This is a genomic window from Streptomyces sp. Y309, assembly GCF_056712025.1.
On the sequence record NZ_CM160048.1, the window covers coordinates 2953500 to 2968263 of the forward strand.

At 71.9% G+C, this 14764-nt stretch carries 10 protein-coding genes; 4 read left to right on the forward strand and 6 right to left on the reverse strand.

Annotated features, from left to right (window positions below; all coding sequences use genetic code 11):
- Nucleotides 1-182 precede the first annotated feature (182 nt).
- From AC0KTA_RS11100 to glgB, 4 genes are all read left to right on the forward strand, one after another.
- Nucleotides 183-2390, forward strand: coding sequence for an alpha-1,4-glucan--maltose-1-phosphate maltosyltransferase (locus AC0KTA_RS11100; RefSeq protein WP_481054952.1), 2208 nt, complete (start codon nucleotides 183-185; stop codon nucleotides 2388-2390).
- Nucleotides 2387-4117, forward strand: a complete 1731-nt coding sequence (gene treS, locus AC0KTA_RS11105; RefSeq protein ID WP_481054953.1) for a maltose alpha-D-glucosyltransferase — start codon at nucleotides 2387-2389, stop codon at nucleotides 4115-4117. Before AC0KTA_RS11100 ends, treS begins: the two co-directional genes overlap by 4 nt.
- Nucleotides 4118-4216: 99 nt before the next feature.
- Entirely contained in the window at nucleotides 4217-5680 is a 1464-nt protein-coding gene (locus AC0KTA_RS11110; protein ID WP_481054954.1) for a maltokinase N-terminal cap-like domain-containing protein, read from the forward strand.
- Nucleotides 5681-5712: 32 nt separating this feature from the next.
- Nucleotides 5713-8265, forward strand: coding sequence for a 1,4-alpha-glucan branching enzyme (glgB, locus tag AC0KTA_RS11115; protein WP_481054955.1), 2553 nt, complete (start codon nucleotides 5713-5715; stop codon nucleotides 8263-8265).
- Nucleotides 8266-8355: 90 nt separating this feature from the next.
- Here the strand turns inward: glgB and AC0KTA_RS11120 are convergent, their stop codons facing one another.
- From AC0KTA_RS11120 to metK, 6 genes are all read right to left on the reverse strand, one after another.
- Nucleotides 8356-10608: a HelD family protein gene (locus AC0KTA_RS11120; RefSeq protein ID WP_481054956.1), complete on the reverse strand. Its 2253-nt coding sequence runs from the start codon at nucleotides 10606-10608 to the stop codon at nucleotides 8356-8358.
- 145 nt (nucleotides 10609-10753) lie between these two features.
- Nucleotides 10754-11098 (reverse strand): thioredoxin family protein, encoded by a 345-nt coding sequence (locus AC0KTA_RS11125; RefSeq protein ID WP_481054957.1) that lies wholly within the window; start codon nucleotides 11096-11098, stop codon nucleotides 10754-10756.
- Entirely contained in the window at nucleotides 11095-11523 is a 429-nt protein-coding gene (locus AC0KTA_RS11130) for a MerR family transcriptional regulator (protein ID WP_481054958.1), read from the reverse strand. Before AC0KTA_RS11130 ends, AC0KTA_RS11125 begins: the two co-directional genes overlap by 4 nt.
- A gap of 84 nt (nucleotides 11524-11607) precedes the next feature.
- The gene (locus AC0KTA_RS11135) at nucleotides 11608-12528 is read right to left on the reverse strand and encodes an NAD(P)-dependent oxidoreductase (protein ID WP_481054959.1); all 921 of its coding nucleotides are present in this window, start codon (nucleotides 12526-12528) and stop codon (nucleotides 11608-11610) included.
- Between the two features lie 42 nt (nucleotides 12529-12570).
- Nucleotides 12571-13539: a carbohydrate kinase family protein gene (locus AC0KTA_RS11140; RefSeq protein WP_481054960.1), complete on the reverse strand. Its 969-nt coding sequence runs from the start codon at nucleotides 13537-13539 to the stop codon at nucleotides 12571-12573.
- Between the two features lies 1 nt (nucleotide 13540).
- Entirely contained in the window at nucleotides 13541-14704 is a 1164-nt protein-coding gene (gene metK / locus AC0KTA_RS11145) for a methionine adenosyltransferase (RefSeq protein ID WP_481054961.1), read from the reverse strand.
- Nucleotides 14705-14764: the final 60 nt, after the last annotated feature.

Here is a 14764-nt window from a genome sequence, read left to right on the forward strand (position 1 = left end):
TGCTGACCGTTACGCGCGAGTAGTTAACAAAGCGCCGGATTGCCCACCCGAGGAGCGTGGGAAGGCTCCTCCGGTACGCACACGCACACGCCCGCGACGGTGCTCGTGGGCCTCGTGCGTGTGCGCCGCGGAACCCCTCCACAGCCCATCTCCGCCCACTCGTACGCGGAACAGGAGCGGTCATGCCCCAACCCCGTAGGACGCCCCCGGCGTCCCCTGCGCCCCCGGCGCCCCCGGCGCCCCCGGCGCCTCGAGCGTCCGGGGCGCCCCAGGTGCCCCAGGCGCCCAGAGCCCTCACCGGGCGCATCCCCGTCCTCGACGTCGGGCCGGTCGTGCACGGCGGCCGCAAACCCGCCAAGGCCGTCGTCGGCGAGACGTTCGAGGTCACCGCGACCCTCTTCCGCGAGGGGCACGACGCGGTCGCCGGGAACGTCGTGCTGCGCGACCCCGAGGGACGCGTCGGCCCCTGGACCCCGATGCGCGAGCTGGCCCCGGGCACCGACCGGTGGGGCGCGCGGGTCACCCCGGACCGGGAGGGCGACTGGACCTTCGCCGTGGAGGCGTGGGGCGACCCGGTGTCGACCTGGCGGCACCACGCGGGCATCAAGATACCGGCGGGCATCGACACCGATCTCGTCCTGGAGGAGGGCGCCCGCCTGCACGAACGGGCCGCCGCGGAGATCGCCGCGAGCCAAGCCACCGCGGAGGTACCGGGAAGCCGCGCCGCCACGGAAGTGCCCGGAAGCCGCGCCGCCACGCATGTGCCGGGAACCCCGGCCCCCGCCCCCGCCGCCGACGTCCTGCTTGCCGCCGCCGCGGCCCTGCGCGACCTCTCCCGCCCGCCCGCGGCCCGGCTCGCCGCCGCCCTCACCCCCGAGGTGGACGCCGTCCTCGCCCGGCACCCGCTGCGCGAACTGCTCACCTCCACCGAGGAGTTCCCCCTGCGGGTGGACCGCAGGCGGGCGCTGTTCGGGTCCTGGTACGAGTTCTTTCCGCGGTCGGAGGGCGCGCTGGTGCGCGAGGGCGCGCCGCCAATCTCCGGCACGTTCCGCACGGCCGCGAAACGGCTGCCCGCGATCGCGGACATGGGCTTCGACGTCGTGTATCTGCCGCCGATCCATCCCATCGGCACCACCTTCCGCAAGGGTCCCAACAACGCCCTGTCGGCGGGGCCGCACGACGTGGGCGTGCCGTGGGCGATCGGCTCGCCCGAGGGCGGCCACGACGCCGTGCACCCCGACCTGGGCACGCTGGAGGACTTCGACGCGTTCGTGCGCGAGGCGGAACGCCTGGGCATGGAGGTGGCCCTGGACTTCGCCCTCCAGTGCTCCCCGGACCACCCATGGGTGGACAAGCATCCCGACTGGTTCGCCCACCGGGCGGACGGCTCCATCGCGTACGCCGAGAACCCGCCGAAGAAGTACCAGGACATCTACCCCCTGGCCTTCGACCGGGACCTGCCGGGTCTGGTGGCCGAGACGATCCGGCTGCTGCGGTTCTGGATGGGCCACGGCGTGCGCGTCTTCCGCGTCGACAACCCCCACACCAAACCCGTCGCCTTCTGGGAGGAGGTCCTCGCCGACATCCACCGCACCGACCCGGACGTGCTGTTCCTCGCGGAGGCCTTCACCCGCCCCGCGATGCTGCGCACCCTCGCGGCGATCGGCTTCCACCAGTCGTACACGTACTTCACGTGGCGCAACACGAAGGACGAACTCACCGACTACCTACGGGAGTTGTCCACCGAGACGGCGCACTACCTGCGGCCCAACTTCTTCGTGAACACGCCCGACATCCTGCACGCCTACCTCCAGCACGGCGGTCGGCCCGCGTTCGCGGCACGCGCAGTGCTCGCCGCGACGCTCTCGCCCACCTGGGGCGTCTACAGCGGTTTCGAGCTGTGCGAGAACACCCCGGCACGGCCCGGCAGCGAGGAGTACCTGGACTCGGAGAAGTACCAACTGCGCCCGCGCGACTGGGCCGCGGCCGAGCGCGCAGGACGGACGATCGCGCCCCTGATCACCGCGCTCAACCGGATCAGGCGCGCCAACCCCGCCCTCGCCGGACTGCGTGACCTGCACTTCCACGACACCGACAACGACTCGGTGATCGCCTACTCCAAGTCGGCGGCGGACACCGGCGGTTCGAACACGGTTCTGGTGGTCGTGAACCTCGACCCCCACCACACCCAGGAAGCCACCGTCTCGTTGAACATGCCACAGCTCGGGCTCGACCCGCACGAGTCCGTGCCGGTGCGTGACGAGCTGACCGGCGAGACCTATCACTGGGGCAGGTCCAACTACGTGCGCCTCGATCCGGGCCGGGCGCCCGCGCACGTGCTGGTCCTGCGACCGTCCTCACCGCTGATCGGAGGGTCACCCACACCATGATCTTCAACGAGCCCGTCCAGGACACCTTCGAAGACACCCCCGCCCGGGACCGCGACCCCGACTGGTTCAAACGCGCCGTGTTCTACGAAGTCCTGGTGCGTTCCTTCCAGGACAGCAACGGCGACGGCATCGGCGACCTCAAGGGCCTGACCGCCAAACTGGACTACCTGCAATGGCTCGGCGTGGACTGCCTGTGGCTGCCGCCCTTCTTCAAATCCCCGCTGCGCGACGGCGGCTACGACGTCTCCGACTACACCGCCGTGCTGCCCGAGTTCGGCGACCTCGCCGACTTCGTGGAATTCGTCGACTCCGCGCACCAGCGCGGCATGCGCGTGATCATCGACTTCGTCATGAACCACACCAGCGACCAGCACCCCTGGTTCCAGGCATCGCGCGCCGACCCCCACGGCCCCTACGGCGACTACTACGTATGGGCCGACGACGACAAGCAATACAGCGACGCCCGCATCATCTTCGTCGACACCGAAGCCTCCAACTGGACCTTCGACCCCGTCCGCAAGCAGTACTACTGGCACCGCTTCTTCTCCCACCAGCCCGACCTCAACTTCGAGAACCCGGCGGTCCAGGAAGAGATCGTCTCGGCGCTGCGGTTCTGGCTCGACCTGGGCATCGACGGCTTCCGCCTCGACGCGGTCCCTTACCTCTACGCGGAAGAGGGCACCAACTGCGAGAACCTGCCGCGCACCCATGAGCTCCTGAAGCGGGTGCGGGCGGAGATCGACGCGCACTACCCCGACACCGTGCTCCTCGCCGAGGCCAACCAGTGGCCCGAGGACGTCGTCGACTATTTCGGCGACTTCGCCGACGGCGGCGACGAATGCCACATGGCCTTCCACTTCCCCGTCATGCCCCGCATCTTCATGGCCGTCCGCCGCGAATCCCGCTACCCCGTCTCCGAGATCCTCGCCAAGACCCCCGCCATCCCCTCCGGCTGCCAGTGGGGCATCTTCCTGCGCAACCACGACGAGCTCACCCTGGAGATGGTCACCGACGAAGAACGCGACTACATGTACGCGGAGTACGCCAAAGACCCGCGTATGCGCGCCAATATCGGCATCCGGCGGCGGCTGGCCCCCCTGCTCGACAACGACCGCAACCAGATCGAACTCTTCACCGCCCTGCTGCTCTCCCTCCCGGGCTCGCCGATCCTCTACTACGGCGACGAGATCGGCATGGGCGACAACATCTGGCTCGGCGACCGCGACGCCGTACGCACCCCCATGCAGTGGACCCCCGACCGCAACGCGGGCTTCTCCTCCTGCGACCCGGGCCGCCTCTACCTCCCCACGATCATGGACCCCGTCTACGGCTACCAGGTCACCAACGTCGAGGCCTCCATGAGCAGCCCCTCCTCCCTGCTCCACTGGACCCGCCGGATGATCGAGATCCGCAAGCAGAACCCCGCCTTCGGCCTCGGCTCCTACACCGAACTCCCCTCCTCCAACCCCGCCGTCCTCGCCTTCCTCCGCGAGGCACCCTCCACGAGCCAGGACGGCGAACCCGGCGGCGACGACCTGGTCCTGTGCGTGCACAACTTCTCCCGCTTCGCCCAGCCCACCGAACTCGACCTGCAGGCCTTCAACGGCCGCCACCCCGTGGAGCTGATCGGTGGCGTGCGCTTTCCGGCCATCGGTGAACTGCCGTATCTGCTGACCCTCGCAGGGCACGGGTTCTACTGGTTCCGGCTGCGCGACGACTCGGCGTAAGGTCGCCGTTACGGGGGCACTCGCTCAGTTCGGCACATCACCTGCCCGGCACCTCCCTCGGTACCTGACTTGTCCGCGGTGCGGAAAGGACGGGACATCATGTCGGAAGCCGCCACCCGCCCCAGTGCCAACGCCGGCGCGCTCCTCGCGTCCCTCGATCCGCTGCTGCGCGGCTGGCTGCCGCGACAGCGGTGGTTCGCGGGCAAGGGGCGCCCGGTCACGGGCTTCGACCTGGTGGCGGCGACCGAGCTGCTGCCGCCCGGCGCCGAGCCGGGGCTGCTGCATCTGCTCATCCGCGTCCGCCAGCCACTGCCGCCCCCGGTCCCGGCGACGCCCGAACCCGAACTCCCCGCCGACTGCTACCAGTTGCTGATCGGCGTACGCACCGAACTCCCGCCCCGGCTCGCGCCCGCGCTGATCGGCCACGTGACCGACGGCGCGCTGGCCGGGCGGACGGTGTACGAGGCGCTGCACGACCCGCGCCTCGCCGCGCTGCTCCTGGAGCGGCTGCGGGTGCCGGGGCGGCTCGGCGTGCTGCGGTTCGCGCGCGCCGACGGACCCCCGGGGACCGACATCCCGTCCGGTCTCGCGCCGCGCGCGCTCGGCGCGGAGCAGTCCAACTCCTCGCTCGTGTACGGCGACGCGTTCATCCTGAAGCTGTTCCGGCGGGTGGTGCCCGGCGTCAACCCCGACCTGGAGCTGCCGCTCGCCCTGGCCCCGCAGGACTGCCGCCGGGTGCCGCCGCCCGCCGCGTGGATGACGGCCGACGGCCCCGACGAGCCGCTGGTGCTCGGGGTGCTCCAGCCGTACGTGCCGGGGGCGACGGACGGGTGGGAGCTCGCGCTCCAAGTCCTCGCCAAGGGTGAGGACTTCAGCGGTGAGGCGCGGGCCCTCGGCCGGGCCACCGCCGAGGTGCACGCGGCCCTCGCGGCGGCGCTGCCTACGGTGACGCTCGGCCGCGCGCAGGTGGAGCTGCTTGCACGCGGCATGACGGAGCGCCTGGAGGCCGCGGCGCGGGCCGTTCCCGCGCTGCGTCCGTACGAGCCCGCGCTGCGCACCGCCTACGCGGCGCTCGCCGACCTGGCCGCCGAGGGCGGTGCCACGCTGACGGCGCAGCGCGTGCACGGCGATCTGCACCTGGGCCAGTGCCTGCGCGCGCCCTCCGGCGAGTGGACCCTCATAGACTTCGAGGGCGAGCCCGCGCGGCCCCTGGCGGAACGCCGCATGCCGCAGCCGCCCGCACGCGACATAGCGGGCATGCTCCGTTCCTTCGACTACGCCGCCCGCAGCGTCCCCCAGGCTCCCGGCCCCGCCGCCCGGCCAGGAGAGACCCCGGCCCCGTCCCGGTGGTCCCCCGAGTGGGCCGACGCGTGCCGCGCCGCCTACTGCTCCGGCTACGCCGACGTCGACGGCCACGACCCCCGTACGTCCCCGGTCCTCCTGCGCGCCCACGAGACGGACAAGGCCGTCTACGAAGCCGTGTACGAGGCCCGCCACCGCCCCGAGTGGCTCCCGGTGCCGCTGGCCGCCCTCGACCAGCTGGCGACCGACGCCTCCCTCTGATCGCCCCGACCCCCTGACAGGAGGCCTCCCCCGTGACCCGCCGCCCCACCTCCCGCACCCCGTCGGACGAGCCCCAACCCGAGGTCACGCCCCCGCAGCCGGACCCCGCGAAGGCCAAGACGGCCAAGGCCGCGAAGACCGCCAGGTCGGCGGGGGGCGCGCGAAGCGCGAAGACCTCGAAGCCTGCGCGGGCCGCCAAGAACACGAAGTCCACGAAGACCGCCAAGACCGCCAAGGCGGCCCAGAAGAAGACGGCCGCCGCAGGGAAGACCGCTTCCGGGAAGACCGGCTCCGGGAAGACCGCTGCCGCCGCCGTGCCGAAGGCCCGGTCGGCCTCCGCCGCCGCGGCCGGGGCGAATCCCGGGCGGGCGGCGTCCTCGCCCCGCTCCCCCGTGCCGGAGGCGGACCGTGCGCGGCTGCTCGCCGGGACCCATCACGACCCGCACTCCGTGCTCGGGGCGCATCTCACCCCGGACGGCACCGTCTTCCGCGCGCTGCGCCCGTACGCGCGTGCCGTGGCCGTCGTCGCGGGCGAGCTGCGGGCCGAACTCCTCGACGACGGCGAAGGGTTCTTCTCGGCGGTGGTGCCGCTGCGCGCCGTCCCGGACGACTACCAGCTGCACATCACGTACGACGAGACGGAGTTGGAGATCCCGGACGCGTACGGGTTCCTGCCCGCCGTCGGCGAGTTCGATCTGCATCTGATCGGCGAGGGCCGGCACGAGCGGCTGTGGGAGGCTCTCGGCGCCCGGACGATGACGCACCAGGGCGTCGACGGCACCCGCTTCACGGTGTGGGCGCCCAACGCCCAGGGCGTGCGCGTCGTCGGGGACTTCAACTACTGGGACGGGATCGGCTTCCCGATGCGGTCGCTCGGCGGCACCGGCGTGTGGGAGCTGTTCGTGCCGGGGCTCGGCGCGGGCGAGCTGTACAAGTTCCAGATCACCCGGCCGGACGGCGGCATGACGTTCCGCGCGGACCCGCTGGCGCGCCGCACCGAGGCGCCGCCCGCCAACTCCTCCGTGATCGACGCCTCGCACCACGAGTGGGGGGACGAGGAGTGGATGCGGCAGCGTGGTGACGTCCCCGTGCACGAGGCGCCCTTCTCCGTGTACGAGGTGCACCTCGCGTCGTGGCGGCCGGGCCTCACGTACTGCCAACTCGCCGACCAACTACCGGCGTACGTGGCCGACTTGGGCTTCACGCACGTGGAGCTGATGCCCGTCGCCGAGCACCCCTTCGGCGGCTCCTGGGGCTACCAGGTCACCGGCTTCTACGCACCCACCGCCCGCCTCGGCACCCCCGACGACTTCAAATACCTCGTCGACGCCCTGCACCAGGCGGGCATCGGCGTCCTCATGGACTGGGTGCCCGCGCACTTCCCGCGCGACGACTGGGCGCTCGCCGAGTTCGACGGGCGGACGCTGTACGAGCACGAGGACCCGGCGCGGGCCGCGCACCCCGACTGGGGCACCCTGGAGTTCGACTACGGGCGGAATGAAGTACGCAACTTCCTTGTTGCCAACGCCACTTACTGGTGCGAGGAATTCCACCTCGACGGGCTGCGTGTCGACGCCGTCGCCTCCATGCTCTACCTCGACTACTCCCGCGAGCACGGCGAGTGGACGCCGAACGAGCTCGGCGGCCGGGAGAACCTGGACGCGGTGGCGTTCCTCCAGGAGATGAACGCGACCGTCTACCGGCGCTGCCCCGGAGTCGTCACCATCGCCGAGGAGTCGACCGCGTGGGACGGCGTCACCCGCGCCACCCACCACACCGGGCCCGGCGCCAAAGGGAGTCCAGCACGCGGGGGGCTCGGCTTCGGGCTGAAGTGGAACATGGGCTGGATGCACGACTCGCTGGGCTATATGACCAAGGAACCGGTGCACCGCAAGTACCACCACCACGAGATGACGTTCTCGATGGTGTACGCCTACAGCGAGAACTATGTCCTGCCGATCTCCCACGACGAGGTCGTGCACGGCAAGGGGGCGCTGGTCTCGAAGATGCCCGGCGACTGGTGGCAGCAGCGCGCCAGCCACCGCGCCTACCTGGGCTTCATGTGGGCCCACCCCGGCAAGCAACTCCTCTTCATGGGGCAGGAGTTCGCGCAGGGCGCGGAGTGGGCCGAGGGGCACGGGCCCGACTGGTGGCTGCTCGACCCCGCGTACGGGGCCGAGGCCGACCACCGCGGGGTCCGGGACCTCGTGCGCGACCTCAACGCCACCTACCGGTCGGTGCCCGCCCTCTGGCAGCGGGACACCGATCCCGGTGGGTTCGCGTGGGTCGACGGGGATGCCGCCGAGGACAATGTGTTCGCCTTCCTGCGGTACGACGCGGAGGGCTCGCCGCTGCTTGCCGTGTCCCACTTCTCGCCCGTGGTGCGGCGCGATTACCGGCTGGGGGTGCCGGACGAGTACGCCGCGTGGCAGGAGGTCCTCAACACGGATGCCGCCTCGTACGGCGGGGGTGACGTGCGCAACCCCGGCGTCCTCAAGCCGGACGCCGTCCCCGCGCACGGCCGAGGCGCCTCCCTGCGCCTCACGCTCCCCCCACTCGCCACGGTGTGGCTGCGCCCGGCCTAGCGGTGCGGTACCGCGCCCCGAAGGGGCGCGGGGCTGCATCGACATGCGGCTCCGCCGCGGGGCGCGATCAGCCCCCACCCGCCCGCAGGATCAACACCGCACATCCAGCGAAGCGCTGAGCGCCGGGGGCAGGGCGTCGGCGTAGAGGATGCCCAGGCGTTGCGTGGCTCGGGTCAGGGCTACGTACAAGTCGCTCGTGCCGTACAGCGCGGGTTCCACCACCAGGACCGTGTCGAACTCGAGGCCCTTGGCCTGGCGGGGGTCGATGAGGACGACGGGGCGCGTCAGGTCGGGCGAGGCGCCGGGCGAGACGTCCGGCAGCTTCCCGGCCAGGGTTCCGTGCAGCTCGCGCGGAGCGATCACGGCGAGCCGCCCCACGGCGGCCGCCTCCTCGGCCACCGCGTCCGCCACAGCCGCCGCGAGATCGTCGACGCGCCGCGCCCACGGCCGCACCCCGGTGGACCGGACGGAAGACGGCGGCTGAAAGCCGACAACCCCCGCGGCCCGCGGCACCTCCGCCGCGACGTCCATGATCTCCGCGGGCGTGCGGTAGTTGACGCCGAGGCGCGCGTACTCCCAGCGGTCCTCGACGTACGGCGCGAGGATGTCCCGCCACGAGCCGACCCCACCGGACTCGGCGGTCTGCGCCGGGTCCCCGACGAGCGTCATCGACCGCGTCGGACACCGCCGCATCAGCAGCCGCCACGCCATCGCGGACATCTCCTGCGCCTCGTCGACGATGATGTGCCCGAACGCCCAGGTCCGGTCGGCCGCGGCCCGCTCGGCGGCGCTGCGGTGATCGGCCTCCTCCTGGCGCTCGGCCATCCGCTCGGCGTCGATGATGTCGTGCGCGAGGAGCACCTCGGCGTCTTCGTCGTCCTTGTCCTCGAACTCGTAGGTGCGGGAGGCGTACGAGACGTCCAGCACGCCCTGCGCGTACGCGACCGCCCGCTGCCGCTCCGCCTCCGCGCGAGCGCGCGCCGCACTGTCGTCCTTGCCGAGCAGCTCGGCGGCCTCGTCGAGCAGCGGGATGTCGGCCGGCGTCCACGCGGCGCCCGGGGCGCGGCGGACCAGGGCGGCGTCCTCGTCCGACAGGTGCACGGGCTCGGCCAGGTACTCCGTGACGAACCGCTCCGGCGTGAGCGTGGGCCACAGCTCCTCCAGCGCGGCGTGCACCTCGGCGCTGACGGCGACGCCCTTGCCGAGCTGGGCGATGTCGTCGGGCCCGAGGAAGTTGGGCCCGCCGTACGGATCGTGGCCGATGCGCTCGGCCAACTGCCGGGTGAGCGCGTCGATGACGTGGAAGGCGAACGTCGGCCGCGCGAGGTTGTGCGGCAGATCGGCCTCGCGGGCGGCGGCCCGCGCCTCGTACGCGATCTCCCAGTCCAGGATCAGGTCGCCGTCGTCGTGCTCGATGATCAACGGCGCGCCGGGCTCCGGCAGTTCCTGCCGGTCCCGCAGCGCGAGCGCGAGCACGTCGGCCATCTCGGCACGGCCCTTCACCTCGGCCGCGGCGGGCGTGTCGGTGCCGGTGGCCGTGACGCCGGGGAACAGCTCGCCGAGCGTCGCGAGCAGCACACCGGTCTCGCCGAGCGCGGGCAGCACCTCGCCGATGTAGCCGAGGAAGGCCGGGTTCGGGCCCACGACCAGGACGGCCCGCTTGGCGAGCAGCTCCCGGTGCGCGTACAGCAGGAACGCGGCGCGGTGCAGCGCCACGACCGTCTTGCCGGTGCCCGGACCGCCCTCGACGACCAGCACGCCCTGGTGCGGGGCGCGGATGATGCGGTCCTGCTCGGCCTGGATGGTCTGCACGATGTCGTGCATGCGGCCGGTGCGCGCGGAGTCGAGCGCCGCCAGCAGCACCTCGTCGGCGTCCGCCGCCTCATGGCCGGTGCGGGTGGTGTCGGTGAGGTCCAGGATCTCGTCGTGCAGGGCCGTGACCTCGCGGCCCTCGGTGGTGATGTGCCGACGCCTGCGCAGCCCCATCGGGGTGTGCCCCGTCGCGAGATAGAAGGGCCGCGCCACCTCCGCACGCCAATCGATCACCAGCGGAGTGCGCTCGGTGTCCGACGCGCGGATTCCGATCCGCCCGATGTGGTGATCCCGTCCGTCGCGGAATTCGAGCCGCCCGAAACAGAGACCGTTCTCGCCCGCGTCCAGGGCGGCGAGCACCCCGGACTGCTCGGCCACCATGACATCGCGCTCCATGCGCGCCTGCAGCCCGTTGCCCACCTGCGCCAATGACGCCTGCACGGCGGACTCGGCCTCCTCGCGCAGCGCGTCGAGGCGCGCATACAGCCCGGAGACGAATTGCTGCTCTTCCCGCAATTCCTCGGTTGACAATTCAGCCCCTCGCCAGTTACAGTGCTCTTATACAGATTCTCGCGTTGCCCCTTTGCGCGTCAAGGCAGGGCTTCGCGAAAGAATCCAATATACGCAGAGAAAAGCCCCGGACGTCAATTCCTCCGGGGCTTTTCTCATGCACTGGCTACAGCACGCCGGCGCCCTCCAGGTCCGCGAGCAACCGCCGCTTCGCCCGCGCGCCCACGCTCTGCCACACCGGCTCCCCGTCGCGGAACACCATCAGCGTCGGCGTCGACAAGACTCCGTACGCCACCGTGGTCTCCGGGTTCCGGTCCACGTCGAGCTGCACCACCTTCAGGCGCTCCGCCTCCTCCCGGGCGATCTCGCCGAGGACCGGCGTGAGCTGCCGGCACGGCCCGCACCACTCCGCCGTGAACTGCACCAGGACCGGCCGGTCCACCCCCAGGACCTCGAACCCGAAGTCCCCGTCGGTCACCTCGCCGAGCCCGTCCGCCTTCACCACGCTCATCCCGTACCCCTCAGTTCGCACCGCGGCTCCGGACCACCCGGAGCCGCTCCCGCGTCGGCGGCGAGCCCCGCCATCGCCTCCTCGGCCCGCGCCAACTGCGCGCCGACCTGCGCCCGCACGGCGCTCAACTCGCCGATCAGCGCGTCGAGTTCACCGAGCTTGCGGCGGTAGACGGCGACGGACGCCGGGCACGAGTCGCCGGCCGGATGCCCGGACCGCAGACACTCCACGAACGGCCGGGTCTCCTCCAGCTCGAACCCGAAGTCCTGCAAGGTCCTGATCTGCTCCAGCAGCCGCACGTCGTCCTCGCCGTACGTGCGATAGCCGTTGCCGTCGCGCCGCGCGGGCAGCAGCCCGCGCGACTCGTAGTAGCGCAGCGTCCGCGTGGTCGTCCCCACGCGCCGCGCGAGCTCGCCGATTCGCATACCGCGACGGTAATCCTTGACGTCGGCGTCAACGCCAGGGCCGAGTCCAGGACAGTTCCTGTCCGGGTCAGGCGGTTTTCTGGATCAGGTGGTTTTGCGGACGCCCTCCACCGTGGCCGACCAGCTGTCCGCCCCGTGCCCCAGGTCCACCGCCCGCTGAGCCACGTCCCGCACGCTCCGCAGCACGGAGACGTCCAGGCCGCGGCGCTCGGCGACGTGCAGGATGTGCTCGATGCCCTGCACCTCCGTGGCGAGGTTCGCCTCGGCGCCCGGGTACTCCCCCGCGTCCACGTCCTTGGCGGTCTCGTCGACGAGCAGGGCGAGAAGCGAGATGTGGGCCTTCAGGAACGGGGCGATCGACGCGGCCGGAACACCGTCCTTGGCGGCGAGCGCGTACCCGTGCACCAGGCCGGACATCGACGTCCAGAAGAAGTCGAGCATGGACAGGTCGTAGACGGCGGCGAGGCCGTGGTCCGCGCCGACGTACGCGGACTGCCCGCCGAGGGACTTCAGCAGCTCCTCGTGCTGGTCGTACGCGGCCTTGTCACCGGAGTAGAAGAGCAGCGCCTCCGGGGTGCCCACCATCATGGTAGGAATCATGACGGCGCCGTCGAGGTACGCGATCCCGTGCCCGGCCGCCCACTCGGCCGCCTCGCGGGCGCGCTCCGGGGAGTCCGAGGTGACGTTCACGAGCACGCGCCCGGCGAGGTCGGCGGCGAGCGGCTCCAGGACCGACTGGGAGGCGTCGTAGTCGACGACGCACACGACCACGACCTCACCGGCGCGCACCGCCTCCGCCGGGGTCGCGGCGCGCGTGGCGCCCTGGGCGACCAGGTCCTCGCCCTTGCCCGCCGAACGGTTCCAAATGGCCGTCGGATGACCGGCCTTGAGGAAGGCCCCCGCGAGGGCCCGGCCCATGGCGCCGAGGCCGATGACGGTGACAGGGGTGGGGGTGAACGCAGCAGTGGACACAGAAATGGGGTTCGTGGGGTTCGTAGTTGCCATGGCTTCATCGTTGATCGGCACATCCCCAGCCACAAGTACCGACTATTTTGTGAGGTACTCACCAAAAGGTAAGGAAGCGGCGGGCTCGCGCACGCGCGAGGGGTCGTACTCCTGCGTGCCCACCGTCTCCAGCGCCAGCGCGGCCAGCGCGCAGCCGAGCCGTGCCGAGCGCTCGGCCGGCCAGCCCCGGGCGACGCCCGCGAGGTAGCCGGCGCGGAAGGCGTCGCCCGCGCCCGTCGGGTCGGCGATTCTGCGCGCGGGCACGGCGAGCAGCCGCAGTGGCGCGTGGCCCGCGCGGGCGATGGTCACGCCGTCCGCCCCGAGCGTGGTGATCCAGGAGCCGACGCGGGCGAGGACCTCGTGCTCGGTCCAGCCGGTGTGTTTGCGCAGCAGGCCCGCCTCGTAGGCGTTGGTGAACAACAGGCTTGCGCCGTCGACGAGTTGGCGGGTCTGTTCCGGGTCGAGCCGGGCGAGCTGCTGGGAGGGGTCCGCCGCGAACGGGACGCCCAGGGCCTTGCAGGTCGCCGTGTGGCGGAGCATCGCCCGGGGGTCGTCCGCGCCGACGTGGACCAGCCGGAAGCCGCCCGCGCGCGGGGCGAGGGCGGCCAGGTCGATGGTGCCCGCCTCGGCCATCGCCCCGGCGTAGAAGGTGGCGATCTGGTTCTGGTCGCGGTCGGTGGTGCAGATGAAGCGCGCGGTGTGGCGGCGCTCGCTGACGTGGACGCCCCGGGTGTCGACGCCCGCCGCGCGCAGCCGGGCCGCGTGCTCGGCGAAGTCCCGACCGGCGGCGCCCACCAGGAGCGGCCGCAGCCCGAGCCGGCCGAGCCCGAAGGCGATGTTGGCGGCCACGCCGCCGTGCCGCACCTCCAGGTCGTCGGCGAGGAAGGAGAGGGAGACCCGGTCGAGCTGTTCCGGGACGAGCTGCTCGGTGAACCGGCCCGGGTAGGTGAGGAGGTGGTCGGCCGCGATGGACCCGGTGACGGCGATCCGCGCGCCCGGCCCGGACGCCACCTCAGGCCCCCGCCACCGCGCGCAACGCGTCCGCCCGGTCCGTGCGTTCCCAGGTGAACTCCGGCAGTTCACGGCCGAAGTGTCCGTACGCCGAGGTCTGCGCGTAGACCGGCCGCAGCAGGTCCAGGTCCCGGATGAGCGCGGCCGGGCGCAGGTCGAACACATCCGTGATGGCCTGCTCGATGCGCGCCTGGGACACCGTCGCGGTGCCGAAGGTCTCCACGAACAGGCCGACCGGCTCGGCCCGCCCGATGGCGTACGCGACCTGCGCCTCGCAGCGCCGCGCGAGGCCCGCCGCGACCACGTTCTTGGCCACCCAGCGCATCGCGTACGCCGCCGAACGGTCCACCTTGGAGGGGTCCTTGCCGGAGAAGGCGCCGCCGCCGTGGCGCGCCATACCGCCGTACGTGTCGATGATGATCTTCCGGCCGGTGAGGCCAGCGTCGCCCATCGGGCCGCCGATCTCGAACCGGCCCGTCGGGTTCACCAGGAGCCGGTAGCCCTCGGTGCCCAACGCGGTGCCCTCCTCGCGCAGTTCCTCCAGGACGTGGTCCACGACGAACTTGCGGATGTCGGGGAGCAGCAGCGCGTCGAGGTCGATGTGGGCCGCGTGCTGGGAGGAGACGACGACGGTGTCCAGCCGCACCGGGCGGCTGCCCTCGTACTCGATGGTCACCTGGGTCTTGCCGTCCGGGCGCAGATACGGGACGGAACCGTTCTTGCGGACCTCGGTGAGGCGCCGGGCGAGGCGGTGCGCGAGCTGGATCGGCAGCGGCATCAGCGACGGCGTCTCGTCGGTGGCGTACCCGAACATCATCCCCTGGTCGCCCGCGCCGCCGGTGTCCACGCCCTGGGCGATGTCGGGCGACTGGGCGCCGATCGACAGCGAGACCCCGCAGGAGGCGCCGTCGAACCCCTTCGCCGAGGAGTCGTAGCCGATCTCCACTATGGCGTCGCGGACGAGTTGGGCGACGGGGACGTACGCGGTGGTGGTGACCTCGCCCGCGAGGTGCACGAGACCCGTGGTGATCATGGTCTCCACGGCCACGCGGGCCGTGGGGTCGACGCTCAGCAGGGCGTCGAGCACCGTGTCGCTGATCCGGTCGGCGATCTTGTCGGGGTGTCCTTCGGTGACGGACTCGGAGGTGAACAGGCGTCGTGGCATCAACTGGTCCCTGTCTGTGGGCAGTTCATATCTGTGGGCAGTTCAATATCTGTGCTCGAT

Bases quoted from the DNA above. Each gene is read 5' to 3' on its own strand.
- AC0KTA_RS11125 (WP_481054957.1), bottom strand. From the start codon at position 11,098: ATGAGCGTGGTGAAGGCGGACGGGCTCGGCGAGGTGACCGACGGGGAC.
- AC0KTA_RS11110 (WP_481054954.1), top strand. From the start codon at position 4,217: ATGTCGGAAGCCGCCACCCGCCCCAGTGCCAACGCCGGCGCGCTCCTC.
- AC0KTA_RS11135 (WP_481054959.1), bottom strand. From the start codon at position 12,528: ATGGCAACTACGAACCCCACGAACCCCATTTCTGTGTCCACTGCTGCG.
- metK (WP_481054961.1), bottom strand. From the start codon at position 14,704: ATGCCACGACGCCTGTTCACCTCCGAGTCCGTCACCGAAGGACACCCC.
- treS (WP_481054953.1), top strand. From the start codon at position 2,387: ATGATCTTCAACGAGCCCGTCCAGGACACCTTCGAAGACACCCCCGCC.
- AC0KTA_RS11100 (WP_481054952.1), top strand. From the start codon at position 183: ATGCCCCAACCCCGTAGGACGCCCCCGGCGTCCCCTGCGCCCCCGGCG.
- AC0KTA_RS11130 (WP_481054958.1), bottom strand. From the start codon at position 11,523: ATGCGAATCGGCGAGCTCGCGCGGCGCGTGGGGACGACCACGCGGACG.